Source organism: Sorangium sp. So ce185 (assembly GCF_051526825.1).
GTDB lineage: Bacteria > Myxococcota_A > Polyangia > Polyangiales > Polyangiaceae > Sorangium > Sorangium cellulosum_D.
The window spans coordinates 5,550,277-5,574,404 of the sequence record NZ_CP150316.1 but is presented as its reverse complement, the minus strand read 5'-3'; the positions used below and the strand labels follow the sequence as shown (position 1 = coordinate 5,574,404).

Annotated in this window: 16 protein-coding genes; 8 read left to right on the top strand and 8 right to left on the bottom strand. The window is 72.6% G+C overall.

Annotated elements, in window-relative coordinates:
• Positions 1-505: 505 nt before the first annotated feature.
• Together WMF26_RS20425 and WMF26_RS20420 are read left to right on the top strand one after the other, a co-directional pair.
• Complete coding sequence (locus tag WMF26_RS20425; protein WP_438001691.1) at positions 506-3,247, top strand: phosphoenolpyruvate carboxylase; 2,742 nt, start codon at positions 506-508, stop codon at positions 3,245-3,247.
• Positions 3,248-3,421: 174 nt separating this feature from the next.
• The gene (locus WMF26_RS20420) at positions 3,422-4,621 is read left to right on the top strand and encodes a 6-phosphofructokinase (RefSeq protein ID WP_061622868.1); all 1,200 of its coding nucleotides are present in this window, start codon (positions 3,422-3,424) and stop codon (positions 4,619-4,621) included.
• A gap of 13 nt (positions 4,622-4,634) precedes the next feature.
• On the opposite strand, the gene WMF26_RS20415 is transcribed toward WMF26_RS20420, so the two are convergent.
• From WMF26_RS20415 to WMF26_RS20405, 3 genes are all read right to left on the bottom strand, one after another.
• Positions 4,635-5,513 carry an NmrA family NAD(P)-binding protein gene (locus WMF26_RS20415; RefSeq protein WP_438001690.1) on the bottom strand — a complete coding sequence of 293 codons (879 nt, stop codon included), beginning with the start codon at positions 5,511-5,513 and terminating at the stop codon, positions 4,635-4,637.
• Between the two features lie 103 nt (positions 5,514-5,616).
• Entirely contained in the window at positions 5,617-6,624 is a 1,008-nt protein-coding gene (locus WMF26_RS20410; RefSeq protein ID WP_061621731.1) for an inorganic phosphate transporter, read from the bottom strand.
• A complete protein-coding gene (locus WMF26_RS20405; RefSeq protein ID WP_061621730.1) occupies positions 6,621-7,238 on the bottom strand; it encodes a DUF47 domain-containing protein in 618 nt (205 codons plus the stop codon). Before WMF26_RS20405 ends, WMF26_RS20410 begins: the two co-directional genes overlap by 4 nt.
• A gap of 131 nt (positions 7,239-7,369) precedes the next feature.
• Between WMF26_RS20405 and WMF26_RS20400 the strand changes: the two genes are divergently transcribed.
• Positions 7,370-9,169, top strand: a complete 1,800-nt coding sequence (locus WMF26_RS20400; RefSeq protein ID WP_438001689.1) for a HAMP domain-containing sensor histidine kinase — start codon at positions 7,370-7,372, stop codon at positions 9,167-9,169.
• 34 nt (positions 9,170-9,203) lie between these two features.
• On the opposite strand, the gene WMF26_RS20395 is transcribed toward WMF26_RS20400, so the two are convergent.
• A complete protein-coding gene (locus tag WMF26_RS20395; protein WP_437338735.1) occupies positions 9,204-9,695 on the bottom strand; it encodes a hypothetical protein in 492 nt (163 codons plus the stop codon).
• Positions 9,696-9,874: 179 nt separating this feature from the next.
• Complete coding sequence (locus WMF26_RS20390; protein ID WP_438001688.1) at positions 9,875-10,390, bottom strand: peptidylprolyl isomerase; 516 nt, start codon at positions 10,388-10,390, stop codon at positions 9,875-9,877.
• A gap of 164 nt (positions 10,391-10,554) precedes the next feature.
• Here WMF26_RS20390 and WMF26_RS20385 point away from each other — a divergent pair, with 164 nt between their 5' ends.
• Complete coding sequence (locus WMF26_RS20385) at positions 10,555-11,211, top strand: hypothetical protein (protein ID WP_438001687.1); 657 nt, start codon at positions 10,555-10,557, stop codon at positions 11,209-11,211.
• Between the two features lie 384 nt (positions 11,212-11,595).
• Here the strand turns inward: WMF26_RS20385 and WMF26_RS20380 are convergent, their stop codons facing one another.
• Positions 11,596-13,482: an OmpA family protein gene (locus tag WMF26_RS20380; RefSeq protein ID WP_438001686.1), complete on the bottom strand. Its 1,887-nt coding sequence runs from the start codon at positions 13,480-13,482 to the stop codon at positions 11,596-11,598.
• Positions 13,483-13,484: 2 nt separating this feature from the next.
• Positions 13,485-15,572 (bottom strand): outer membrane exchange protein TraA family protein, encoded by a 2,088-nt coding sequence (gene traA / locus WMF26_RS20375; protein ID WP_438001685.1) that lies wholly within the window; start codon positions 15,570-15,572, stop codon positions 13,485-13,487.
• Between the two features lie 391 nt (positions 15,573-15,963).
• Here traA and WMF26_RS20370 point away from each other — a divergent pair, with 391 nt between their 5' ends.
• The 3 genes from WMF26_RS20370 (at position 15,964) to WMF26_RS20360 (ending at position 18,922) form a co-directional block, all read left to right on the top strand.
• A complete protein-coding gene (locus tag WMF26_RS20370; protein WP_438001684.1) occupies positions 15,964-16,782 on the top strand; it encodes an SDR family NAD(P)-dependent oxidoreductase in 819 nt (272 codons plus the stop codon).
• A gap of 124 nt (positions 16,783-16,906) precedes the next feature.
• Positions 16,907-18,532, top strand: a complete 1,626-nt coding sequence (locus WMF26_RS20365) for an SBBP repeat-containing protein (RefSeq protein WP_438001683.1) — start codon at positions 16,907-16,909, stop codon at positions 18,530-18,532.
• A 261-nt stretch (positions 18,533-18,793) separates the two neighbouring features.
• The gene (locus WMF26_RS20360) at positions 18,794-18,922 is read left to right on the top strand and encodes a hypothetical protein (protein WP_020736078.1); all 129 of its coding nucleotides are present in this window, start codon (positions 18,794-18,796) and stop codon (positions 18,920-18,922) included.
• Positions 18,923-18,939: 17 nt separating this feature from the next.
• On the opposite strand, the gene WMF26_RS20355 is transcribed toward WMF26_RS20360, so the two are convergent.
• Entirely contained in the window at positions 18,940-23,247 is a 4,308-nt protein-coding gene (locus WMF26_RS20355; RefSeq protein WP_438001682.1) for a DNA topoisomerase 3, read from the bottom strand.
• A gap of 483 nt (positions 23,248-23,730) precedes the next feature.
• Between WMF26_RS20355 and WMF26_RS20350 the strand changes: the two genes are divergently transcribed.
• Positions 23,731-24,036: a hypothetical protein gene (locus tag WMF26_RS20350; RefSeq protein WP_438001681.1), complete on the top strand. Its 306-nt coding sequence runs from the start codon at positions 23,731-23,733 to the stop codon at positions 24,034-24,036.
• Positions 24,037-24,128: the final 92 nt, after the last annotated feature.

Sequence of the window (24,128 nt, the reverse complement as noted above, 5' to 3'; positions counted from 1 at the left end):
GAGCTCGGCGCGGCCTCGAAAGGCCCGGGAGCATCGACCTCGCGGCGCCTGCCTCGCCTGCCCTGGCTGCGCCCCTGCCTGCCTGCCCGCCTGTCTGCCTGTCTGCCTACCCGTGCGCACTGGGCGCCTCGAGGGCCGGGCTCCCCGCCCACCCGCTTCCGCTCCCGCCTCACCACGAGCGCCCGATCGGACGCGCTACCCCCGCGACGTCGGACGGAAACGCAAGATAAAGATCAATCATTCTCACGACTTTTATCTTCACGTGAAATCTTTCTTCTCAAACAGAGGCCCTCGCGAGCTCAGCCGGCACCCCGCTGCCGCCCGCCAGGGCGCTCCCGGCGCGTCCGCGGCCGCCGCGAGCGCCCTCGCCCCCCCTGCCCCGGCACCCCGGCCGCGCTCTCGCGCCGCCGGTGAGCTCCATCACCTTCCCCCCGGGAGCGCCCGACAGTCCGCCCGGGCCACACTCGGTGGTCCGTTTTACGCCGCGTCGCGCTAGGCTCGCCGCATGCCGCCGCGTCGCCGCGAGGTCGATCGACCTCTTCGTAAAGAAGTTCGCCTGCTTGGCCGCCTGCTCGGTGAAGTGCTGATCGAGCAGGAGGGAGAAGATCTCTTCGCGCTCGAGGAGCGCATCCGCACGCTCGCCATCCGGAGGCGTCGCGGCCCGAGCGACGGGCGCGCGCACGCGGAGGCGGAGCTCAGCAAGCTGCTCGCGAGCCTGCCGCACGATCGCATCGAGCCCGTCATCCGCGCGTTCACCGTCTACTTCCGCCTCGTCAACCTGGCGGAGCAGCACCACCGCATCCGCCGCGCGCGCGCGTACGCGACCGACCCCGACGCGCGCCCGCAGCGCGGCTCGCTCGAGGCCGCGATGCGCGCGCTCAAGGACGCGGGCGTGCCCGCGGAGCGCGTGCGCGCCGCGCTCCGCTCGCTCGACGTCACGCTCACCCTCACCGCGCACCCGACCGAGGCCGCGCGGCGCACCGTCCTCGAGAAGCTCTACCGCATCGCGCGCAACCTCGAGGAGCGCGACCGCTGCAAGCTCACGCCGGACGAGTCGGCGAAGAAGCTCGCCGAGATCCGCGAGGAGATCACCGCGCTCTGGCAGACCGACGAGGTGCGCCGCGATCGGCCCACCGTCGGCGACGAGGTGAAGAACGTCGCCTGGTACATCGAGGAGATCCTCTGGGACCTGCTCCCCGAGCTCCCCGCCGCGATCGGGCGCGCGTTCGAGGCCGCGTACGGCGAGCCGCTCGACGCCGAGTTCGTGCCGCTCCGCATCCACTCGTGGGTCGGCGCCGACATGGACGGCAACCCGCTGGTCGTGCCCGCCGTGCTCGAGGACGCGCTGTTCGCCTACCGCATCCGCGGCCTGCGCCGGCTCATCCGCGCCGCGCGCGAGCTCGGCGGCGCGCTGTCGCAGTCGCTCCGGCACGTGACGCCGCCGCCCTGGCTGCTCGCCTCGATCGAGGAGGACGCCGCCGCGATGCCGGAGGTGGCCGCGCACTTCGGGCCGCGCACCGAGGGTGAGCCGTGGCGCCGCAAGCTGCGCTTCATCGAGGCGCGCCTCACCGCCACGCTGGAGCACGCCGAGCACGGCCGCGCCGAGGCCCGCGCGCGCTACGGCCAGGGCCCCGCGCGCGAGGGGCGCGCGTTCGTGCGCCCGGAGGAGCCGACGCTCGCCGCCCCGTACCGCGAGCCCGCGGAGCTCGAGCGCGACCTCGCGCTCGTCGCCGACAGCCTCCGCGCCGCGCGCTCCGGGCACTCCGGCGAGCGGCGCGCCCGCGCGCTCCTGTCGCAGGTGCGCGCGCTCGGGTTCGCGCTAGCCGAGCTCGAGATGCGCGCCCCCGCCGAGGACGCCCGCGCCGCGGCGGCCGAGGTCGCGGAGGGCCGGATCGAGCCGGCGCAGATGGGGCCGGAGGCGCGCCGCGTCTTCGAGGCGCTCCAGCGGATCGCCGCCGCCCAGCGCGACAGCGGCGAGTCGGCGTGCCGCACGCTCGTCCTGTCGATGACCCATAGCGAGAACGACGTCCTCGCCGCGCTCGCGTGCGCGAAGGCCGCCGGGCTGTGGGACGAGGCCCGCTCGTGCGCGCGCATCGACGTGGTCCCGCTGTTCGAGTCGCTCGGCGCGCTGAACGACAGCGCGCGGATCCTGCGCGCGCTGCTCGCCCACCCGGAGTACCGCCCGCACGTCCTCGCCCGCGGCGTGCAGGAGGTGATGATCGGCTACAGCGACTCCGGCAAGGAGGTCGGCCTGCTCGCGGCGAGCGCGGCGCTCCGGCGCGTGCAGGAGACGCTGCCGAAGATCGCCGCCGAGGCCGAGCTGCCGCTCCGCGTCTTCCACGGCCGCGGCGAGTCGGTGGCGCGCGGCGGCGGCCCGGCGCACCAGGCGCTGCTCGCCCTGCCGGCCGGCAGCGTCGGCGGCCGCTACAAGGCGACGGAGCAGGGCGAGGCGCTCGACCACAAGTACGCCCGGCCCGAGCTCGCGATGCGCACGCTGGAGCTCATGCTCAGCGGCGTCATCCTGCACACGCTGGGCGCGCAGCCGCGGCCGCCCACCGCGTCCGAGCTGCGCTACGCCGCCGCGTTCGACGAGCTCGCCGAGACGGGGCGCCGCGTCTACCGCGGGCTCGTCTGGGAGGAGCCCAAGTTCGTGGAGTTCTTCACGGCGGTGACCCCGATCGACGAGATCGCGCGCCTGCCGCTCGGCTCGCGCCCGAGCAAGCGGCGCGCGGGCGGCCTCGAGTCGCTCCGCGCGATCCCGTGGGTCTTCGCGTGGACGCAGAACCGGGCGATCCTCCCGGGCTGGTACGGCGTCGGCAGCGGCCTGGAGGCGATGGGCCAGCGGCCCGAGGGCGCGGAGCTGCTGAAGGAGATGATGGCGTCGTGGCCGTTCTTCCGGGCGGTCATCGACAACGTCGAGATGGTGCTCGCGAAGGCCGACATGAACATCTTCGCGGGCTACGCCGAGCTCGCGCCGGCCGCGGCGCGGAAGGCGGTCGCGCCGAGGATCATCGCCGAGTACCGGCTGACGCGGTCGTGGCTCAAGCGGCTCACGGGCAACCGGCGGCTGCTCGACAGCAACCCGACGCTCCAGCGGTCCATCTCGCTGCGCAATCCTTACGTCGACCCCCTTTCATTCCTGCAAGTCGAGCTCCTGCGGGCGAGCCGCGGCGGGGACTCCGATCGCGATCGCTCGCTCCTGCTCACGCTGAACGGCATCGCTGCCGGCATGCGGAACACGGGGTGAGCGGCGCGCCGCCGCGTCGCTCGCCGCCGCCGCGTCGCTCGTCGACGCGGCGTGCTCGCCCGACACCACGCGGCGCGGCACGATCGGTCGACGCCCAGCGTCGCCGGGCGACGGCTTCGAACGCGTGACAATCGCTCGGCCAACGCGGGCGTCGCGTGGTAGAAGGCCGGCGCCATGACCAGCATCGTCGAGTTCGGACGTCCCGACACCCTTCCGGCATCGGACAAGCGCCTGCTGCTCGTCTTCGACGGCGGCAATGCCCCCGGCTACTCCTCGGTCGCTGTCGCGCTGACCGAGGAGGCGGCGCGACGAGGCTTCGAGGTGTGGGCCGCGACCGAGGGCTTCCGCTCCCTGACCGCGGACGCGCGCGCCCAGCCCCATTTCGAGCGCCTCATCATGAGCCGCCGCCAGCGCTACTCCCTGCTCGCGCAGGGCATCCCGGCGCGCTCGATGGGGCGGCGCGTGCTCGACGCCGGCAGCGACTTCCGGAGCGAGCGCTACACCGGCTTCCTCGATCGCGAGAAGCGCAAGCAGGCCGCCGTGACGTTCAAGGAGCAGGGGTTCACGCACCTCATCTGCGTCGGCGGCAACGGCACGTTCGAGGGCATCAAGGCGTGGCTCGACGAGTTCGAGGTTCGCCCGCAGTCCGGCTTCGTCAACGTCTCCATCGACAACGACCTGGAGGGCGATCGCGCGATCGGCTTCCTGTCGGGCGTGGAGACGGGCGCCAACATCGCGCGCGGGCTCTACGAGGACGCGTACACGCACAAGCGCATCTACATCCTCGAGATGATGGGCAACCGCAGCGGGCGGCACGCGCTGCACTGCGCGGTGGCGGCGCGCGCGCACCTCATCGTGCTCCCCTTCTTCCGCTTCCCCCAGGACGTGCTGGGCGAGCTCGCCGAGGGCCTCGGGCGCGCCGACTACGCGCTCGTGATCGTCGCGGAGGGCTACGAGGCCGAGCGCCGCCGCAAGGAGCACCCCGGCGTGTCGGCGAGCGTGTTCCTGAAGCAGCAGCTCGAGGGCGCGGGGCTCCGCGACACGCCGGACAAGCGCGTCATCGCGGAGCCGTTCAGCCGGTACATCCGCGGCATCCGCCCCGCCTTCCTCGACGTGTCGGCCGCGTTCCTCAAGGCGTCGCTGCTGCTCTCGGCCTTCGACGAGGGGCGCACCGAGGTGATGCCGTACGTGCTGGCCGCGAACGACGTCGGCGTGCTGGATTTCGCCTCCATCCGCCGCGAGGACGGGGTCGAGCGCGCGTTCCTGCCGCTGCTCGATCGGCTCGACCTGCAGCGCTTCAAGACCTGGATCCTCGACCATTTCATCAGCCTCGGGGGCGGCCGGACGAGCCGCGCGCCCGGGTCGCACGGCTGAGCCGCGCCGGCTCTCAGGCGACCGCGCGGGTGAGCGCGCCCGCGAGGTGCTCGCGCGCCCAGTCCTCGAAGCGCCGCCACCCGACCTCCGGGGACAGGGCGCGGAGGGCCGCGATGTCGACGCCGGGGCCGCCGCGGGCGAGCCAGCGGAACATCGCGGCGAGGCCCTCGCTGCGCGCGCGCACCTCGGCGAGCGGCACCTCGGCGTAGCGGATCTCGCGGCCGGCCACGCGGGACAGCGCCGCGCCGGCCTCGGCGCCGGTGAGCTCGTCGGACGCGAGCTCGACGCGGCGCCCGAGGAAGTCGCGCCGGCGCTCGAGCACGAGCGCCGCGAACCGCCCCAGGTCGTCGGCGGCGAGCTGCTGGAGCCGGCAGCCCGCCGGGAGCGGGACGGCGTAGACGCCGCGCTGGAGGCCGAGGAGCGCCGCGGGCGAGAGCAGGTCCTCCATGAGGTGGACGGGCGCGAGGATCGTGCAGGGAACGCCGAGCGCGGCGATGCGCCGCTCGGCGGCCGCCTTGCTCTCCAGCTGGGGGATCCCCGTGCCCCGGTCGGCGCCGGCGGCCGAGGCGTAGACGAGGTGCGCGCCGCCGGCGGCCCTGGCCGCCTCGGCGGCGGCGAGCCCGCGCCGCACCTCGGCGTCCCAGGCGCCGGGGCCGCCGTCGAGCGGCGCGCCCACGGCGAAGACCGCGTCGACGCCGGCCGCCGCGCGCGCGGCCGCGCGCGGCTCGTCGAGGCTCCCCTGGACGACCTCGGCGCCGAGTTCGATGAGCCGCGCCGCGCCCGGGTCGTCGGGCCCGCGGGAGAAGGCGCGCACGCGGTGCCCTCGGGCGAGCAGCGCCCGCGCGATCGCCCCGCCCTGCGCCTCCGCCGCCCCCGTCACCAGCGCCCGCATGGCCGCGCTATGGGGACGCGGGGCGGGCTCCGTAAGCCCTCGCCGCGCCGGGCGAAGGCGCCGGGAGCGCCGGCGCGGCGAGCCGCCGCGCCCGGCCAGGCGGTCAGGGCACGCCGCTGATGAGGCGCGCGACGGTGTAGACGGTGGCGGCGAGGATGGCCGAGGCGGGGATCGTGAAGATCCAGGCCCAGACGATGCGGCCGGCGACGCCCCAGCGGACGGTGGAGAGGCGCCCGCTGGTGGCGCCGACGCCGACGATCGCGCCCGTGATCGTGTGGGTCGTGCTCACGGGGATGCCGAGCGCCGTGGCGCTGAACAGCGTCGCCGCGCCGGCCGTCTCGGCGGCGAAGCCGCCCACCGGCTTCAGCTTCGTGATCTTCATGCCCATCGTCTTCACGATGCGCCAGCCGCCGGAGAGCGTGCCGAGGCCCATCGCGGCGTGGCAGACGAGCACGACCCAGAGCATCGGCTTCGGCTCGTGGCCGCCTTCCTGGAGGCCGGCGGAGATGAGGAGCGCCGTGATGATGCCCATCGTCTTCTGGGCGTCGTTGCCGCCGTGCCCGAGCGAGTAGGCGGCGGCGGAGAGCAGCTGCAGCCGGCGGAACCGGGAGCTCACCTTGCCGGGCGTCCAGCCCTTGGCGAGCAGCCGGATGCCGTGCATGAGCGAGAACCCGATGATCGCGCCGAGCAGGGGCGACACCAGGATGAACGCCGCCGTCTTGCCGAAGACCGTCGCGTCGAGCACCGACAGCCGCCCCGCGCTCTTCACCGCCGCCCCCGCGAACGCGCCCATGAGCGCGTGCGACGACGACGACGGCAGCCCCCACCACCAGGTGAGCAGGTTCCAGATGATCGCGCCGAGCAGGCCGCCCAGGATGACGTTCGGGGTGATGAACGCCGGCTCGACCCCCTTCGCGATGTTGCGCGCGACCGTGGGCTCGAACAGGGCGAACGCGATGAAGTTGAAGGCGGCGGCCCAGATGACCGCGGTGCGGGGCGACAGGACGCGCGTCGAGACGACGGTCGCGATCGAGTTCGCGGCGTCGTGAAAGCCGTTGATGTAGTCAAACACCAGCGCGATCACGAGGATGGCGAGGATGTAGGTTGTCATGCGTGCTCGAGCACGATGCCCTCGATGATGTTCGCGACGTCCTCACAGCGGTCCGTCGCGTTCTCCAGGAGGTCGTAGATGTCTCGCCACTTCATCACGAGCAGCGGGTCGTTCCCCTTCTTGAAGAGCGCCGCCAGCGCCGTGCGATAGTGGCCGTCGGCCGCGTTCTCGAGCTTGTTGATCTCGACGCAGAGCTCGAGGAGGTTCGGTTGCCGCTTCAGGTCCCTGAGCGACTGGACGGCGGAGCTCATGGCGGTGCACGAGTCGACCACCGCCTGCGCGAGCTGCCGCGCCTCCGGGAGGGCGCTGCCGACCTCGAAGAGCACGATCCGCACGCTCGCCGCCTCGATGCAGTCGAGGACGTCGTCGAGCCGGGTGATGAGCGCGTGGATCTCCTCGCGATCGAGCGGGGTGATCCAGGTCTGGTGGAGGGCGGCCAGACATCCGTGGGTAATTTTGTCGCCTTCGTCCTCGAGGTCGGAGATCCGCCTCGCCAGCGCCGGCGCCTCGTCGAGCTGGTCGAGCATCTCCAGGAGGAGCTCGCTTGCCGCGACGCTCCGCTGCGCGTGGTTGGCCAGCGCGTCGAAGAAGACGGCATCACGGGTCAGTCCCATGGAGCGGGCCGTTTACCCGTCTCCCCGCATCACGTCAACGAGTCGTCACGGACCAGACAAAACTAGGTAACATCATCCACTTCGCGCCGTCGCGCACGTGGCGCGCGCCGGGCGCTCGGCACGCGGGTGACATGGGTATTCGGAGCAAGCTCATCGCGTTCGCCGTGGGGATCGCGGTCCTCGCGGCGGTGGTGTTCGACGGTTACGTCGTGAAGACGCTGGGCGCGGAGCTCGGGGAGCACACGGCGGCCGACCTGGCCGCGCGGACGGCGCTCGTCACCGAGGCCGCGGCGAGGGCGGTCGACCTCGCGGCCGAGGCGCCCGCGCTCGCGTCGGCGCTGTCGGCGAGCGCGGGGGCGCGCGTCACGCTCATCGATCCGAGCGGCGCGGTGCGGGGCGACTCGTCGGTCGCGCCGGAGCGGCTCGGCGGCCTCGAGGCCCACGCGACGCGCGACGAGGTCGCCGACGCGCGGCACCACGGCACGGGGCGCAGCGAGCGCGTGAGCAAGACGACGCGGATGAGGATGCTGTACGCGGCGCAGCGGCTCGACCGGCCGGAGGGGCCCTGGGTCGTGCGGCTCGCGTTCGAGCCGGTCGCGATCGACCGCAGCCTGTCCGCCGCCCACACGCGCGTCGTGGAGGGGACGATCCTGGCGCTCGTGCTCGCCGTGGGCGCGGCGCTCGCCGGGGCGAGCGCGCTCTCCGGGCGGCTCGTCTACCTGACCGGCGTCGCGCGGGAGATGCGCGCCGATCTGAGCCGGCGCGCGCGCGTGCAGGGGCGCGACGAGATCACCGCGCTCGGCGGCGCGCTCGACGAGCTCGCCGAGAGCCTGGAGCGCTCGCGGCGCGAGCTCGGGGGCGAGGGCGAGCGGTTCGGCGCGGTGCTCGAGTCGATGCGCGAGGGCGTGCTCGTCACGGACGAGCGGGGCGACATCACGCTGGTCAACCCGGCGCTCTCGCAGCTGCTCGGCATCCGCAGGGACGCGGTCGGTCGCCCGCCGCTCGAGGTGCTCCGCTCCGCGAGCCTGCACGAGCTCATCGAGGAGGTCGCGCTCGCGCGCGCGGCGGCGACGCGCGAGATCCAGATCGCGCCGGCGTCGCCGGGCGCGGCGGGGCCGCCGGGGCGCCGGATCCTCGTCGTGAACGCGGCGCCGCTCACGCTGCCGGCGCAGGGCCGCGGCGCGGCGGGGGTCGTCGCCGTCTTCTTCGACGTGACGGAGCTGCGGCGCATCGAGGGGCTGCAGCGCAACTTCATCGCCAACGCGTCGCACGAGCTGCGCACGCCGGTCGCGTCGATCCGCGCGAGCAGCGAGACGCTGCTCGGCGGCGCGCTGGACGACCCGGCGGCCGCGCGGGATTTCGTCGAGGTGATCGAGCGGAACGCGGCGCGGCTGCACCGGCTCGTGAACGATCTGCTCGACCTGTCGCGCATCGAGGGCCGCGAGCGGTCGCTGTCGCCGGGCACGCTCGACCTCGCGGCGCAGGCCGAGGCCGCGGTGGCGCTGCTGCGCGGGCGCGCCCGGGAGAAGCGGACCGAGGTGACCGTCGACGTCGCGCGGGGCACGCTCGTCGAGGCGGATCCGCGCGCGCTCGACCAGGTCCTGACCAACCTCGTCGACAACGCGATCCACCACACGCCGGAGGGGTCGCGCGTGGAGGTGCGCGCGAGGGCCGCGAACGGGCGCGTGATCCTGGAGGTCGAGGACGACGGCCCGGGCATCCCGGCGGCGCACCAGGCTCGCGTGTTCGAGCGGTTCTATCGGGTGGATCCGGGGCGCTCCCGCGCGTCGGGCGGCACCGGGCTCGGCCTGTCGATCGCGAAGCACCTCGTCGAGGCGATGAGCGGCGACATCACGGTGTCGACCGGCGAGGCCGGCGGCGCGCTCTTCCGCGTGACGCTGCCGGGCGCGGCGGCCGCGGCCCCGAGGTAGCCCGGGCTGCCGCCCCCTGCCCGCGCGGCGGGCGCTACGGCGCGCAGGCGTCGCGGCAGTCGTCGAACGACTTCTGGCACGCCGCCGGATTTTCGATCTTCGGCAGGCCGCCGTCCGCGGGGAATTTCGGCGTGAGGCAGGTCTGGAGGATCGACTGGCACTTGGCGCCGCACGCCGCGAGCTTGCCCGAGAGCGCCCCCGCGTCGAGCGTTCCGGTGGGGCCCCCGTCCTTCGGCGCGCCGCCGTCGCCGCCGTCGGGCGAAGCGCCCGCGTCCGCCTTGGTGCCCGCCGCGGGCTGCGCCGGGGAGGCCTTGGCGGGCGCCGCGGGCGCGGCCGGCGTCGCCGGCGTCGCGGCGGGCACGGTCCCGGTCGCCGCGGGCAGCGGCGCCGTCGCGGTCGGCGCGGCGATGTCGGCCGGCGCCGGGCCCGCATCCTCGGGAGCGTCGCTCGACTTGCACGCCGCGATCAGCAGCGCTGGCGAGGCGATCATCACGGCGAGGGCGGCGAAGAGCTGGTGGGCGCGCATGGGTGCTTCATGCTGCGCCTCCGCCGAGAACGCAACCCTCGGGCGAGGCGCGCGGCGCTGGGCAGGGCGCGCGGCGCGAGAGACGCGCGTGGCGCGAGAGACGCGCGGCGGCGCGAGTCGCGCGCGGGTAGCGTGGAGTAGAGCGGTCGCGAACAGGGGCCCTGCGCGCGGCAGGAGGGCTATTCGGTCCTGAAGATCACGTGGAACCCATAGCGGGTCTCCACGACGTCGCTGAGCTGGTGGAGCTCGAGCTCGAACGCGGCGTCGGCGAAGGGCGGCAGGACGTCGGCGCGCTCCACGGTGCCGAGCGAGCCGCCGCGCGAGGCGGCGCCCGCCTCCTCGCTGTACTGCGCCACCACCTCGTCGAAGTCGGCGCCGCCGCGGATCTTGTCGCGCGCCTCCATCGCGCGCAGGCAGGCCTCCTCGCGCGTTCGCGTCGCGCCCTCGGCGCGATCGGCGCCGGCGTAGCGGACGAGGACGTGCTTCACGCCGATGCGCGCCGGCTCGTCGGCGCGGGGTTGCCGCTTCGCGTTGGCGGCCGCGAGGCATGCGGCGGCGCTCGGGGCGCTCGCCTCGACGGGGGCAGCCTCGCCCGGGGCGGCGCTCGGCGCCGGCTGGGGCGCGCCGCACGCGGCGGCGAGCGCCGCGCCGAGGACGAGAGGGACGAGACGAGGGCGTCGTTCGAGCGGGCGCATCGCCCGCGAGCATAGCCAGGCGTTCACGCGATCGGAACACGGGCGCGGGTGCGCGCCCGCGTGGCTGGTGGTCTGCCTGCCGGGAGGCGCCTGTCCTGCGGATCGGCGTCGTCCGCGATGCGCGGGGTTTGCATCGCGCGTCTCATCGCTGGTAAGAAGGCACCATGCAGCGCCTCCTCCTCTCGGCGGCACTGGGTGCCGCGCTGATCGCCGGTTGCAGCACCCCCTTCCGGGACAAACGCACGCCTTCCGGTGAGTTCTGCAGCGACATGCACGTCGTACCGGCAGGCCAGCTGCCCGATCGCGAGTACCATCGCCTTCAGCCCATCGCGAGCGATCCCGAGGCTCGGACCGAGGCGGAGCGCCTCGAGTCGCTCCGCAAGGCTGCGTGCGCCGTGGGCGGCGATGCGGTCATCGAGGCGGTGAACGAGGAGATCCGCACCGAGGACGGCCGTTATGCCAGCGTCGCGAGCGGGACCGCGGTGATCTGGGTCCGCCGCACGGAAGGCGAGGCGAAGCCGCTGACGTTCCATCCGGCGACGAAGCCCGCCGACTCCGCGGCGGCAGCCGAGCCGGAGGCGCCGCCGGCGGAGGAGGCTGCGCCTGCGTCCGACGAGCCGTACGAGGACGCCGCTGCGCCTGCGGCTTCGACGGCGCCAGGCAAGCCCGGGCAGCCGCCCAAGCCTGGCGCGAAGCCCTCGTCGCCGTCCGCGGCCACGTCGGCCAAGCCGTCGTCGTCCGCGCCCCTGCCATCGCCGTCCGCGCCCACGTCGGCCAAGCCGCCGTCCCCCACGCCCCCGAAGACCGCGCCCAAGAAGTAACGCGACCCGGCGCTTCGAGCGCCGCTGCGCTCTTGTAACGGGCGCGGCGCGCGCTCGACCTGCGCGGTGGATCCCGTGCGCCGCGCGAAGCACGCCGCCACCGCGGGCCGGGCAGCCTGCCCCGGCCCGTCGTACCTCCGCTGTCCTGCCTAGCTAGAGCAACGCTCGAAAGAGCAGAAGCTCGAACCACCAAGCCGCCAAGATCTTTTTCTCTTCTTGGCGTTCTTGGTGGTGACCCAATTTGCCCCGGAGTGATTCCCATGAACGCGGGAAGGCAGGAAGATCATTGATCTTTTCTTCCCGCCTTCCCGCCTTCTTGTTCAAATCCGGCCACCACCGCGTTCTTGGCGGTTCATCTCTCCGCCATCGACGCGATCGACGCCTCTAGCGCGGCGCCGGCGGCGGCTTCTGCGGCGGCGCCGGCGGCTGAGCCGACGAGGAGGGGGCCGGCGGCGTGGTGCTGCCGGACCTCGGCAGGACGCCCGATTTGCTCGGGAGCCCCCCCGCCTCGCTGCGGTTCGGCAGCGGCGCCGCGCCGCCGGGCACCGCGCCCGCTGACGGGAGCGCCGATCCGCCGCTCGGCAGCACGTTCGGCTTGAGGACCCCCTGACCCGGCAGCGTGCCCTGGGTCGGCAGCGTGCCCTGGCTCTTCTGCGGCAGCACCCCGCCCGACGGCAGGATCTGCTCGCTACCCTCGGGCGACCCGGTGAGCGGCTTCGGCGCCGCGTTGCCGTAGCGCAGGATGCGGAAGACCACGCGCCGGTTCTTCGATGTCATGAACTGGCAATCGGGCGTCAGCTGGTCGTCGCGCCCGACGCAGCCCGTGTCGTCGTAGATCGGTTGCGTGTGCCCGTACCCCTTCGCCTGCAGGCGCGACGGGTCCACGCCCTTCGCGATCAGGTAGGCCATGACGCTCGCCACGCGGCGCTGGGACAAGGCCAGGTTGTAGACGTCCGTCGCGCGCACGTCGGTGTGGCCCTCGATCCGCACCTCGCGGATCTCCGGGTTGTCGATCAGCACCTGCGCGACCGCCTCGAGGGTCGGATTCGAGTCCTCCAGGATGATGTCCCTGTCGGTCGCGAAGTGGACCTGCTCGGTGATCACGATCTCGTCGCCCCGCACGAAGGCGAGCGGGCAGCCGTCCTTGCCGTGCGGGCCGGCGGGCTTGTCGGGGCACTTGTCGTCGCGATCGAAGACGCCGTCGCCGTCGGTGTCCAGGTCCGGACAGCCGAAGTTCTCGGGGCTCCCGGGGACGTCGGGGCAGCGGTCCGCGGCGCCGATGAGGCCGTCGCGATCCGGATCGTCGTTGTCGCGCTGCTGCAGGCGGTTGATCTCCTCCTGCTCCTGCGAGGTCTTCGGCTGCCACGTGATGACGTTGAAGAAGCGGATCGCGGGCGCGCCGAAGCCGCACGCCGCGCCGAAGCTGCCGCCGAAGGTGATCGTGATGCCGTGCTTGGTCTGCCAGCGCAGGCCGAGGAGCGCCTCCGCGGGGATCTGCCCGGGGTCGTCGGGGTAGCTCGTCATCGACGGGTAGCCGTACACCTCGCCGATGACGGACAGGCCCCAGCGCTGCACGACGTACTGCTCGGCCGCCACGCCGAACTGCGCCATGTCGCCGACGCGCACGCCCGCGAACTGGTTGTCGGGCCGCAGCCAGATGCCGGCGTTCGCGGCGAGGAGCAGCCCGAAGTTGAACCGGTAATCGGCGATGAGCGTCGCGCCGCCGCTCAGCGCGCCGTCGCTGGCGAACGCGTTCTGGTCGCCCGTGGGGAAGTTCAGGTTGCCCGCGATCGCCATCCCGAACCCCTCTTTGACCTGCTCCTTCCGGTTCAGGTACGGGAGCGAGACCTTCGTGGAGAGGCGGAGATCGCCGACGGTGGTGCTCTTGACCGACCCCTCGGTGCCGAACCGACGCAGGTTGCCGCCCTCCTGGAAGAGGATGAGCGGCATGGTCATCGTGACGTCGAACACGTCGAAGAAGCCGATGCCGGCGAGGAGGGCGAGCTCGAGCCGCCCGGTGATGGCGTTGACGGCCTTGTTCGTGTCGTCGCCCGCGAGGAAGAGCACGAGCGGGTCGGCCGCGATGTCGCTGTAGAGGCCGACGGTCGGCGAGAGGTTGCCGATGACCTCGGACTTCTGGACCATCACGAGGTCGCGCGGGGCGGCCGCGGGCCGGAAGACCTGGGCGTCGAAGCGCCCCTCCTCCGCGAGCGCGGGGCGCTCGGCGAGCAGGCCGGCGAGCGCGAGGAGCGGGAGGAGGAGCCGGCGCATTCTCACGAGGCACCTCCGCTGCGCCGGCGGCGCGTCCGTTCGAGCAGGGCGAGCATCGCGAGGGCGAGGAGCCCGGCGGGCCGCCGCGGATCGGCGCCATTCTCGCCGACGACCGAGACGCTGCAGATCTCGGCGAGGGTGCCGCCGCACGCGACGTTGTCCGGCATCGGGCCGAGCGCGCACTCCTTGGCGTCCGCCTCGTCGGTCCAGCGGCAGTGCTCGTTGCCGAGGCAGTCCAGGTTCGACTTGCAGGAGATGTCGCAGGTGTTCGTCTCCAGGTCGCAGGTGTTGCCGCAGGGGCACTGGGTGTCGGCGTAGCACTCGACGCACCGCTGGCCGTCGCAGTACGGGGTATCCTCGCCGCAGGTCGCCATGCACCCGGGGTCGCACTCGTGCGTCTCGGGGTTGCACGTCGTGCCGGCGCACTGCTCGTCCGAGGTGCAGCGCACGCACACGGCGAGCTCGGCGAACTGGCCGGAGCAGAACGGCGTGTCGCCGCCGCAGCTGTCGCAGCGCATCCCGCAGCGCCGGTCCTCGACGCACGCCTTGCACTCGCCGCTCAGGCAGTACTGGCCCTCGGAGCAATCCATGTCGTTGCGGCACGCGGCGCACGCCGTCCCGACCGGCCCGGGGAGGCAGAACGGCACCGGGGGTGTCTGCGGGTCGTTCGGGTCCTCGGGGTGCATGCAGTCGACGCAGCCCTCGCCGCAGCAGTTGGGCAGCGCGTTCGTCGGGAGGGGCCTGTCGACGCAGTGGCCCGTGGGCACGTGGCACACCTTGTCACCGGGGCACTGCGCGTCGGTGAGGCACTCGACGCACATCTCGATCCCGCCCGGCTCGACGGCCGCGCAGTCCATCTGCGTGCCGTTGATCCCGTTCGGACAGCAGTTGCACGAGTTGCCGGCGCACCGGTCGGCCGTGTCGCACGGCGTGCAGGTGTGGTCGACGCAGATCTCGCCGCGCGGGCAGTCCGGGTCGACGTTGCACTCGTTGCAGACGTGCGTCTCGGGATCGCAGCTGAAGCCCTCGTCGCAGTCGGCGTCGGTGCGGCACTCGGCGCACTGGAACTCGTCGTTCAGGTTGATGCAGAACTGCTTGTCACCCACGCACTTCGAGCAGGACTCGCCGCAGAAGAACGCGGTGTCGCACGGGGCGCAGAGCGCGGCCTCGTTGCAGTAGTAGCTGCCGGGACAGCCGTGGTTGCCGGGGTCGCCGATGAAGTCGCGGTTGCACTGCTGGCACTGGTCGAGATCGGGGAACGACGGCGATCCGCTCAGCGTCTGGAAGAACTGGGTGGGCTGGAAGAGGGTGAAGCCGTCCTCTTTGAGGCTCCTGCTCCCGGGCTCGCTCGCCCCTAGCTCGTAGTCGGTGAAGTCCCCGATCAGGTACGACATCTCGAGCGCCGAGTGCTCCGCGACCGCGACGTAAAGGATCTCGACCGGGTACAGGCCCGGCTGCTCGAACGTCACGGTGTTCGTGGTGCGCCAGGTCGGCTTGCCGAGCTGCGTCGGGCGGACGAGCACGGAAACGGCGCCGAGATTCAGATCGTAGAAGGTTAGGCTTACGGCGTCGTCCGTATAGAAGCCGAAGTGAATCGGCTTGCCGGAGAGATCCGGTGTGACGTTCAGAAAGCCCCGAAAACGTGTGGCGAACGACGTATTCGGATCGTTTAGGTCGTTGACGTACTCGCCAGGATTGTCCGGATCGGGCTCCCGGTAGAATGCGCACCCGCCGAATTCACACTCGGGCGACATCGACCCCGTGAAGTCGCCGTGGCTCAGCTGGAGGCCTGTGTTGTTGTTGTTGCTGAGATCGAAGATGGTCCGGACGACCTTCTCGAGTCGACCCTCTTCGTAGGTCCTGTGCTCCTCCATGAAGCCGTTGACGCCGGCGTTGTACGTGCTCGGGGTGAGCAAGCCGAATTTGCTGAGAGGGTCCGTCGTGATGGCCGACGCGGAGCAGAGGCCGGTGCCCTCGATCTCCAGCGGATCCATGTAAGGCGTGTAGAGCTTTACCGGCACGGCGTAGGCAGACGTCGGGAGCAGCGTGAAGAGAGCCGCCGCGGCCAGAACAGCTCGTCGATTTCGCATGGCTCTGCCGGTCTTTAGCATCGACTCTCCAAGAGCACGGTCAGTAGGCTAACCGGTGGCCACAGCGCTCCGCAAGAAAAGAAGGCGGGGCGCGCCGTCTCCAGGTGTAGGGGACGGCCCTCCACGCGCTCGTGCTTCCATGCCGGCGGGGACGGCCGGCGCACCGCGGCGGCGAGCGATCGCTCCCGGGGAAGCGTGGGCGCTATCACCGCAATGCGTTGATGCCCGTGCAGGGAAGTGCGCCCGCGTCGGATGACGTACGCATGACTTTGCGGCTAACGCTTTGCGGCAAGGGTCGCGACGGCGACCTCTCTCGAGCCTCCGCGCTCGCCCCGTCCAGGAACAACAGTCTGCTCGCGATCCTGGACGGCTCGGCGTAAAGGAGTGCGCCATGACCACGACCTCGGGTCTTGCCATTGTCACAGGCGCGTCGTCCGGCATCGGCGCGGCGCTCGCGCGGCAGTTCTCGGCGCGCGGGCAGCCGGTGCTCGCCATCGGCCGGCGGGCTCACCGCTTGGAGGAGCTCTCTGCGGAGGCGCGCGCCGCCGGCCACGCGCCCATCCACCCGTTCGGTCTCGACGTGACCGCCGAGGGCGCCGCGCAGCGTGTGCGGGATCGGGCGCGCGCGCTGGGCGGCCCGGGCTGGCTGGTCAACAACGCGGGAGCGACGCGGCTCGGACCGTTCCTGGAGGGCGATCCCGCGGCGTATGCCATGCTGGTGCGGCTCAACTGCGAGAGCGTCGTTGCGCTGTGCGCGGCGATCGTGCCCGATCTGGTGGCGCGCGGCGGGGGGCGCGTGCTCAACGTCGCCTCGCTCGCCGCGTTCCAGCCGACCCCCGGGCATGCAGTCTACGGAGCCACCAAGGCATTTGTGCTCTCCTTTTCAGAGAGCCTGGCGGAGGAGCTCGATGGGAGCGGCGTCACCGTGACGGCCCTGTGCCCGGGGCCGGTGACCACGGAAATTTTTGACGTGGGCGCACCCGGCGTGTCGCGCCGGAAGCCCCGGTTCGAACTCTCCGCCGAGGACTGCGCGGCCTACGGCATCGCGGCGGCCGAGCGTGGCGACGTGGTCGCCGTCCCGACCGCGTTGAGCAAGGCCACGGCCCAGCTCGCCCGCGTCCTCCCTCGTGCGGCGATACGCCGGCTCTCGGCGCGGATAGGGCTCTCGTTCCTCGGCTATGGCGCACCGCCGCGAGGCGCTCAGCGCTAAACCGAAAGCCCGGCTCCTCCCGACGATCGATGAGAACGAGGCGGTCGAGCGCTGCGCGGGCGTGATAATCTCCGCGCCAGCGTCCGGAGAGCCCTGTCGACGGCAGCTTCCGAGCGCACACGAGATGATGCAACGAAGAGCACAACCTTACGCGCTTGCTTCCCTTCTCAGCCTGGGCCTGTGCGCGAGCGGGTGCGCGCTGCTGCTCGGACTCGAAGAGTTCACCGATCAGCCGCTGGACGGCGCTGGCATCGGCGGCGCCGGAGGTTCTGGTGGCGAGGCTCCCACATGCACGCCAGATGCGTCGGAAACGTGCTACGGCGGCCCAGCGGTCACCAGGAACGAGGGCGCGTGCCGGGAAGGGAGGCGCACCTGCGGCGTCGATGGGACCTGGGACGTGTGCGAGGGCGAGGTCCTGCCGGCAGTGGAGCGATGCGATGCCACGGACGATGAAAACTGTGACGGACTAGAGTGCATCGTCTGGGCGACGACGTACAAACAAACGGGAGACATCCACCCGATGGGCGTTGCAAGCGACGCCGAGGGGAACGTGTTCGTCAGTGCTGCTTTGTTTGGGACGGTCGCCATTGGCGGTGAAACATTCGCTTCGGCCGATACGACAGACGCGCTGCTCCTGAAGCTGAGCCCGGCTGGCGATGCCCTATGGGCCAGGAAGTTCGGGGACTCCTCGGCGGACAACCCGTGGGGACTGGCCGTCGACTCCTCGGGGAGCCCTATTATGGCCGGCCAAACCACCAGCGGTTCGACCGATTTCGGTGACGGGCCGCTCCCGAAGGGCGCGTTTGTCGCACGACTCGACGCATCGGGCGAGCACATCTGGAGCAAAGGACTGGGGGGCGGCTACGACAGCGCAATTCGTGCTGTCGCGACCGACGCAGATGATGATGTAATCGTGGTGGGGTCTTTCGACGAGTCAATCGACTTCGGCGGCGGGCCGATCGTGCCCGACGACGGCTCGGACATCATCGTAGCGAAGCTCGACGGCGCAACGGGCCTCGCGACCGCGCCGGGCTGCTGGACGCGCAAGCTCGGCGGCACAGGGGGCCAGGCGGCCAACGCCGTCGCCGTGGACCGATCGAACAACATCTTCGTCGCTGGCTGGTCCAGCGGAACTTTTCGCATAGGAGGGGTGTTTGAGATCGAAAATAGCAGCTTCGTCATGAAGCTGACCCCATCCGGGGCACCGGTCTGGGCTACGACGATGGGCGAGGCGGCGACGGTGCAGATGGCGGGTATCGCGGTGGACGCGTCAGGGCGACCTGTCGTGACGGGATTTTACAGGGACGAGCTGCGTGTGGGGCCGCATATTCTAACGGCCTCAGGCGAAAGCGACGCCTTCGTCGTGCAACTCGAGGCTGACGGCACCGTCGGTTGGGTGCGAGCGGCCGGCGGCAACGACGGTCAGTGGGCGGGCGGAGTCGCTCTGGACACCTCCGGTAACATCGTCGTTGTTGGAGAGGCCGCCGATGAGATCGACTTCGGCGATGGCCCGCTCGCGGTGACGGATACCCAGGGCTTCGTTGCCAAGCTCACGCCCGACAACGAGCTCCTATGGAGTCGGCTCCTGGGTCGTCGCGTCAGCATGTCCGACGTCGCGAACTCCCCGAACGGCGAGACCCTCGTCGCGGGCTGGACCAAGGCGGTGGACGCCGACTTCGGCACGGGCCCCCTCCCCTGGACCAGCGACGGCACCCTGCAGCACCTCGTCATCGCCAAGCTGGGCCGGTAACGCGCCGCCGCTCCGCCGTCGTCGCCGCCACCGTCTCCAGCGACCGCGCCGCGACCGCTCTCGTCGCCCCTCGCCGCCCCAACGTCAACGCCCCACGCCCCCACGAGCGTAGCGAAACGCCCCAGTGTGGCGCCCGCGCCGACCTTCCCATCGCCCAGCGAGCGAGGCCATCGGCTTCCAGCCCGAAACTCCGACCTCTCGAGATGGCACCTCCGTTGCTTTGCCCACCGAGCACCCCGACACGGGGCCGGAGGTCCATCGATGAGCAAGATTCTGCGTGGGATTGCGGCAGGCTATGGCGCGAAAAAGCTCGGGGGCGGGTGCTTCAGCACCATCCTCATCTTCGTCCTGCTCTGGTGGGTGCTGGGGCACTTCGGCATCTTCCGCTGATCGCCGCCGCGCGCCCCTCAGCGCGACCGGCCCTTCTTCCGCTGCGCCTTGCGCGCGAAGAACGCCCGCCGCGCGTCCGACGATTTCGCGCCTTGCCGCTTCTTCACCTTCGGCGGGGTCTTCGCGAGCGGGACGTCGACCGGCGGCTCGCCGAGGCGGCCGCGCGGCGTGAGCGACGCGCGCTGGTAGGTGATGAGCTCGCCCGCCTTCTCGAACGAGTCCTCGCGCACCTCCACGAGCCCCGCGCGCACGAGGCCGCCGAGGAGGTGCTCGAAGTCGCGCCGCTCGAGCGATCCGCCGGCGAACGCCTCGCGGTGGAGCCGGCCGGTCGGCTGCTCGCCGTCGCGCAGCGCCGAGAGGATCCTCGCGATCGCCTGCGCCTCGTCGCGGCTCGGCGCCCGGAACTCCCGCGCCGCGCACGCGGCCGGCGCGCAGACGTCGCAGAGGCCGCAGGGCTCGCCGCTGTCCTCCTGGTCGCCGAAATGGCGGACCAGGTGCAGCATGCGGCAGCCGTGGCTCTCGGTGAACCGCGCCATCTGCACGAGCTCGGCGAGCTTGTGGCGCCGCTGCGCCTCGTAGGGCCCGCGCCACCCCGGCTCGCCCAGGGCCACGCCCCCGTCCGGATCCACGCGCGCCCCGCCGTGGATCCAGAGCTTCTCCAGGGCCTTGTCCGCGACCTCCGGTTCCATCCCGAGATCGCCCAGGATCTCCTCCCGCGGGCGCGGCTCCGCGGAGAGGGCCCCCTCGATCCTCTGCAAGACCGCCGGATCAGGGTAGTCGCGCTCGTGGAAGAACTCGTGCATTCGCCGGTCGACATACGAGTGCATCAGCACGGCCCGCGACGGGAGCCCGTCGCGACCCGCTCGGCCGATCTCCTGGTAATACCCCTCCAGGCTCCCGGGCAGCCCAGCGTGGATGACCGTGCGGACGTCGGGCTTGTCGATGCCCATGCCGAACGCGATCGTGGCGACGATGACCTCGGTGCTGCCGTCGAGGAACGCCGCCTGGATCCGGTCGCGGACCTGCGGGGCCAGGCCCGCGTGGTACGCCTCGGCGGGGAGATCTTCCGCGAGGCCGGCGGCGAGCGACTCGGCCTCTTTCCGGGTCGGCGCATACACGATCGCGGGCGTGCGGCCCTCCTGCCCGAGCAGCGCGCGCACCCGGGCGAGGCGCTCTCCCGGGCTGACCTCGAGGAGCTCGATACCCAGGTTGCTCCGCCGGAAGCCGTGAATGAAGCGCGCCGCGGAGGTGAGCCCGAGCTGCTCGACGATGTCGTCCTGCACGACCGGCGTCGCGGTCGCGGTGAGCGCGATGACCGGCGCTGGACGGAGCGCCGGGAGCCGCTGGCCGAGCATGCGGTAATCAGGGCGGAAGTCGTGGCCCCACTTGGAGATGCAATGGGCCTCGTCGACGGCGACGAGCACCGGCTTTCTGCGGGCGAGCAGCTCGGGGAAGCCGGGCACGCGGAGCCGCTCGGGGGCGATGAACAGGAAGTCGAGCGCGCCGTCCAGGTAATCGATACAGGCCTTGCGGGACTCGGGCCGGCTCCGGCCGGAGTGGATCCGCTCGGCGGCGAACCCGCACGCCCGGAGCTTGGCGGTCTGATCCTCCATGAGGGCGATGAGCGGGCTCACGACGAGCGTCGTGCCGCCGCGCGCGATCCCGGGGAGCTGGTAGCAGAGCGATTTGCCGGCGCCGGTGGGCATGACGAGGAGCACGTCGCTCCCCGCGGCCGCCGTCCGGCAGACCGCCTCCTGGTAGCGGCGGAACGCGCGGAAGCCGAAGCACTGCTGAAGCAGCTGGAGGAGATCCGTGGGCCGGCGCGCCGGCGGTGACGCAGCGATCGACGCGCGCGCCGCGGAAGGCGCGGCGCCCGCCGTGGCGCGCGGAGGCGGCTCGACGATCGCGGCAGCGCGCGACGACGGTGGAGGCGAGAGCGGCGCGACGGCCGTGGCGGCACGCGCTGGCGGTGGAGGCGAGAGCGCCGCGGCGCGCGCCAGCGTGGGCGCCGCCGCGGCAGCGACCGCGCCCGCCGCGGCGGACGAGCGCACCCCGGCCGCCGCGCGCGCCCGGGTCGGCAGCGGGGATGCGGCCGCCCCCGTGAGCGCCGGAAGGGCGCCGCGCGAGGCGGTGCCCGGCGCGCCCCCTGCGCCGCCGGCCGGCGCGCGCCGGGGCGTCGCGCGCGGCGCCTCGCGGTCGCGCCGGGCCTCCGGCGACGCGATCGCGGCGCCGCGGCCGCTCCCGAGGCCCGGCCGCTCGCCGCGCTCCGGAAACGGAGACGACCGCTCCTCCGGCCGGGGCGCCGCGCCCCCCACCGGGCGCCGCCCGGCGCTCACCTCCCCCACCACATGGCGCACGTACGACTCGATGCCCGCCATGAACGAGGCCAGATCGCCGCCGCCCCGAGCCATGCGGGCGAGCTTCGCCTCCCACGCGCCCGTCATCGCGGGGCTCTTCACGTCCGCGTGGACGACCTCGATCAGCCCGATGCCCTTGTCGGTCGCGTGCAGGAGCTTGCCCTTGCGCACGAGGTACTCGCGCCGGAGGAGCGTCTCGATGATCGCCGCCCGCGTGGCCGGGGTGCCGAGGCCCGAGTCCTTCATCGCCTCGGAGAGCTCCTTCTCGTCGAGGCTGCTGCCCGCGGTCTCCATCGCGGTGAGCAGCGTGGCCTCGGTGAAGCGCGGCGGCGGGCGCGTCTTCTTGGACAGCGCCTGCGCGTCGAGCACGAGCTGGACCTGCCCCCGCGCGAGGCCCGGCGGGAGCAGCTGATCCGCGGTCTCGCGCTCGCCCTCCCCCTCGTCCGCCTCGCGCCCCTCGCCTCCCTTGGCGTCTCCCTTGACGTCCGATTCCCCCTTCTTGCGCGGCCTCGCCGGCGGCTTGCCGAAGCCGATGTCGAGCACCTTCCACCCGACCTTCTCCACGACGCTGCCCGCGCTGTGGTAGCGATCCACGATCGGCGCCCCGGCGCCCTCGCCCCGGGCGCGCGTGGTGATCGCGGTGATGACCGTGGTGATCGCGGTGACGTGATCCTCGTGCCACGCCGAGAGCAGGCGGCGGCAGACGAGATCGAAGATCTTCTGCTCGTCCGGCGAGAGCTCCGCCCGCGAGGCCCGGGCGCCGGTAGGGATGATGGCGTGGTGATCGCCGACCTTGCCGTCGTCGACGAAGCGCTTGCCGAGCGGCCGGGTCCCCGTCCCCGGCGCGAGCATGCCCTGGTAGGCGCCCTCGATCGCCTGCACCACGGCGCCGAGCGTGGCGGCCACGTCCGTCGAGAGGTGGCGGCTGTCGGTGCGCGGATAGCTGATGAGCTTCCTGCGCTCGTAGAGCGCCTGCGCGACCTCGAGCGTCTTCTGCGCGGAGAAGCCGTAAAGGCGGTTGGCGTGCCGCTGGAGCTCGGTCAGGTCGTAGAGCAGCGGCGGCGGGAGGCGGCGGGACTCGGGCCTCACCGCCTCGACGCGCGCCTCGCCGCGCCGGGCCCGCTCGATGATGCGCCGCGCCTCCTCGCCGTCCGGGGGCAGGCGCCGCCGCGACGGCGCGGTCTCGGCCTTCTCGCCCTCGCCCGCGGGGCCCGCCGGCTCGCGCGGATCGCTGGCCAGCGGCTGGTCCCGGAAATACGTGCCCTTGTACGACGCGTCCGCGGCGCCCTCGCCGCCCTCCCGGAGCGGGCAGAAGGTCGCGACGACCTCGAGGTACGGCTCCGGGACGAACCGCCGGATCGCGAGCTCGCGCTCGACGACCATGGACAGCGTGGGCGTCTGCACGCGGCCGACCGAGAGATCCTGATCGAAGACGAGGCTGTAGGCGCGCGAGAGGTTCATACCGACGAGCCAGTCGGCCCGGCTGCGCCCGCGCGCGGCGTCGGCGAGGCCGTCGTAGCCGCGCGCGTCGCGCAGCCGCCGCAGGCCGTCGCGGATGGCGTCGGGGGTGAGCGACGAGATCCAGAGCCGGTCGACCGGCTTCTTGCAGGCGGCCGCCTCGTAGATGTAGCGGAAGATGAGCTCGCCCTCGCGGCCCGCGTCGGTCGCGCAGATGACGCGCTCGACGTCGCGCCGGCCCAGGATCTTCCGGACGATCTCGAACTGCGCCCGCGTCCCGGGGAGGACGACGAGCGGGAACCGCGCGGGCAACATCGGCAGGAGGTCGAGCCGCCAGCGCTTCCAGGCGGGGTCGATCTGGTGCGGCTCGGCGATGGCGACGAGGTGCCCCACCGCCCACGTGACGACGTAGCCGCCGCCCTCGAGGAAGCCCTCGGCGCGCCGCGAGGCCCCGAGCACCGCGGCGATGTCGCGGGCGACGGCGGGCTTCTCTGCGACCACGGCGATCATGCGAAGACCATGCGACCACCGGGAGCCACGGGCGTCGCCCGCGCCTCCCGCGGGGCGTTGATAGCGCGTGCCGCGCTCGGGCGGTATGGAGAAGCGCGCCGGACGGCCGCGAGCGACGCGCGGACGGGAGGGTGGCGCCCTCAATCGCCCCGAGAAATTCCACGGAACGGCGGGAACGCAGCGCCGAGGCCGATGCCCGTCGAGGCTCCCCTCCCCGCCTCCGCGCTCCGACGACGGCGCGCCCCGCGCGCGTCGCGCGCTGCCTCCGGCCGCCTCTCGAAGCGCGGTCGACATGGACTCGGCCCTATCGTGAGCCGTCGCGCGTGGCCGCCTGTCGTCCCCGAAGGACAGCGATGACACGACGTCGTCCGCGCGCCACACACACACCACACATCGGTCGACTCCCGATCTCTCCATCCACGCTTGACGGCCGCTCACCGCCGCTGCGAGCATCGGCGCTCCGCAACGATAAGCACCCTTCCAATGGCGAAGCTCTGCGGGTGGCGGTGGTTGCTCTGCCTCCGCGCCACCACGCAGATCCCCACCTCGCACGGCATGCTGGTGCGCGCCGCCTACGCGGAGGAGCGCCCCGAGGTCGTCGTCGGTCTGCCCCGCGCGATCGTCGAGGCAGACCGCATCTTCGAGGGCGATCCCGAGCGACAAAGCGAGCTCATCGAGCATGTGACCGGGGTCGGCGCCGAGGTGGCCGACATGTCCCACGGCCCCCTCGGGAGGTCGCCGCACGCTGCGTCTACGCCTTCAAAAGGATTCGAGAATTGGGTAACGTGACGAGCGGGTCGCGCCCGGGCGCGGCAGGTCCCTCATGAGGCACGTTGCAGGAGACCCCACCGCGCCGCCGAGACCTGCGCGTCGGAGGAGGA

Coding starts and splice junctions, on each gene's coding strand:
- WMF26_RS20425 (WP_438001691.1), top strand. CDS start 506: ATGCCGCCGCGTCGCCGCGAGGTCGATCGACCTCTTCGTAAAGAAGTT.
- WMF26_RS20420 (WP_061622868.1), top strand. CDS start 3,422: ATGACCAGCATCGTCGAGTTCGGACGTCCCGACACCCTTCCGGCATCG.
- WMF26_RS20415 (WP_438001690.1), bottom strand. CDS start 5,513: ATGCGGGCGCTGGTGACGGGGGCGGCGGAGGCGCAGGGCGGGGCGATC.
- WMF26_RS20410 (WP_061621731.1), bottom strand. CDS start 6,624: ATGACAACCTACATCCTCGCCATCCTCGTGATCGCGCTGGTGTTTGAC.
- WMF26_RS20405 (WP_061621730.1), bottom strand. CDS start 7,238: ATGGGACTGACCCGTGATGCCGTCTTCTTCGACGCGCTGGCCAACCAC.
- WMF26_RS20400 (WP_438001689.1), top strand. CDS start 7,370: ATGGGTATTCGGAGCAAGCTCATCGCGTTCGCCGTGGGGATCGCGGTC.
- WMF26_RS20395 (WP_437338735.1), bottom strand. CDS start 9,695: ATGCGCGCCCACCAGCTCTTCGCCGCCCTCGCCGTGATGATCGCCTCG.
- WMF26_RS20390 (WP_438001688.1), bottom strand. CDS start 10,390: ATGCGCCCGCTCGAACGACGCCCTCGTCTCGTCCCTCTCGTCCTCGGC.
- WMF26_RS20385 (WP_438001687.1), top strand. CDS start 10,555: ATGCAGCGCCTCCTCCTCTCGGCGGCACTGGGTGCCGCGCTGATCGCC.
- WMF26_RS20380 (WP_438001686.1), bottom strand. CDS start 13,482: ATGCGCCGGCTCCTCCTCCCGCTCCTCGCGCTCGCCGGCCTGCTCGCC.
- traA (WP_438001685.1), bottom strand. CDS start 15,572: ATGCGAAATCGACGAGCTGTTCTGGCCGCGGCGGCTCTCTTCACGCTG.
- WMF26_RS20370 (WP_438001684.1), top strand. CDS start 15,964: ATGACCACGACCTCGGGTCTTGCCATTGTCACAGGCGCGTCGTCCGGC.
- WMF26_RS20365 (WP_438001683.1), top strand. CDS start 16,907: ATGATGCAACGAAGAGCACAACCTTACGCGCTTGCTTCCCTTCTCAGC.
- WMF26_RS20360 (WP_020736078.1), top strand. CDS start 18,794: ATGAGCAAGATTCTGCGTGGGATTGCGGCAGGCTATGGCGCGAAAAAG.
- WMF26_RS20355 (WP_438001682.1), bottom strand. CDS start 23,247: ATGATCGCCGTGGTCGCAGAGAAGCCCGCCGTCGCCCGCGACATCGCC.
- WMF26_RS20350 (WP_438001681.1), top strand. CDS start 23,731: ATGGCGAAGCTCTGCGGGTGGCGGTGGTTGCTCTGCCTCCGCGCCACC.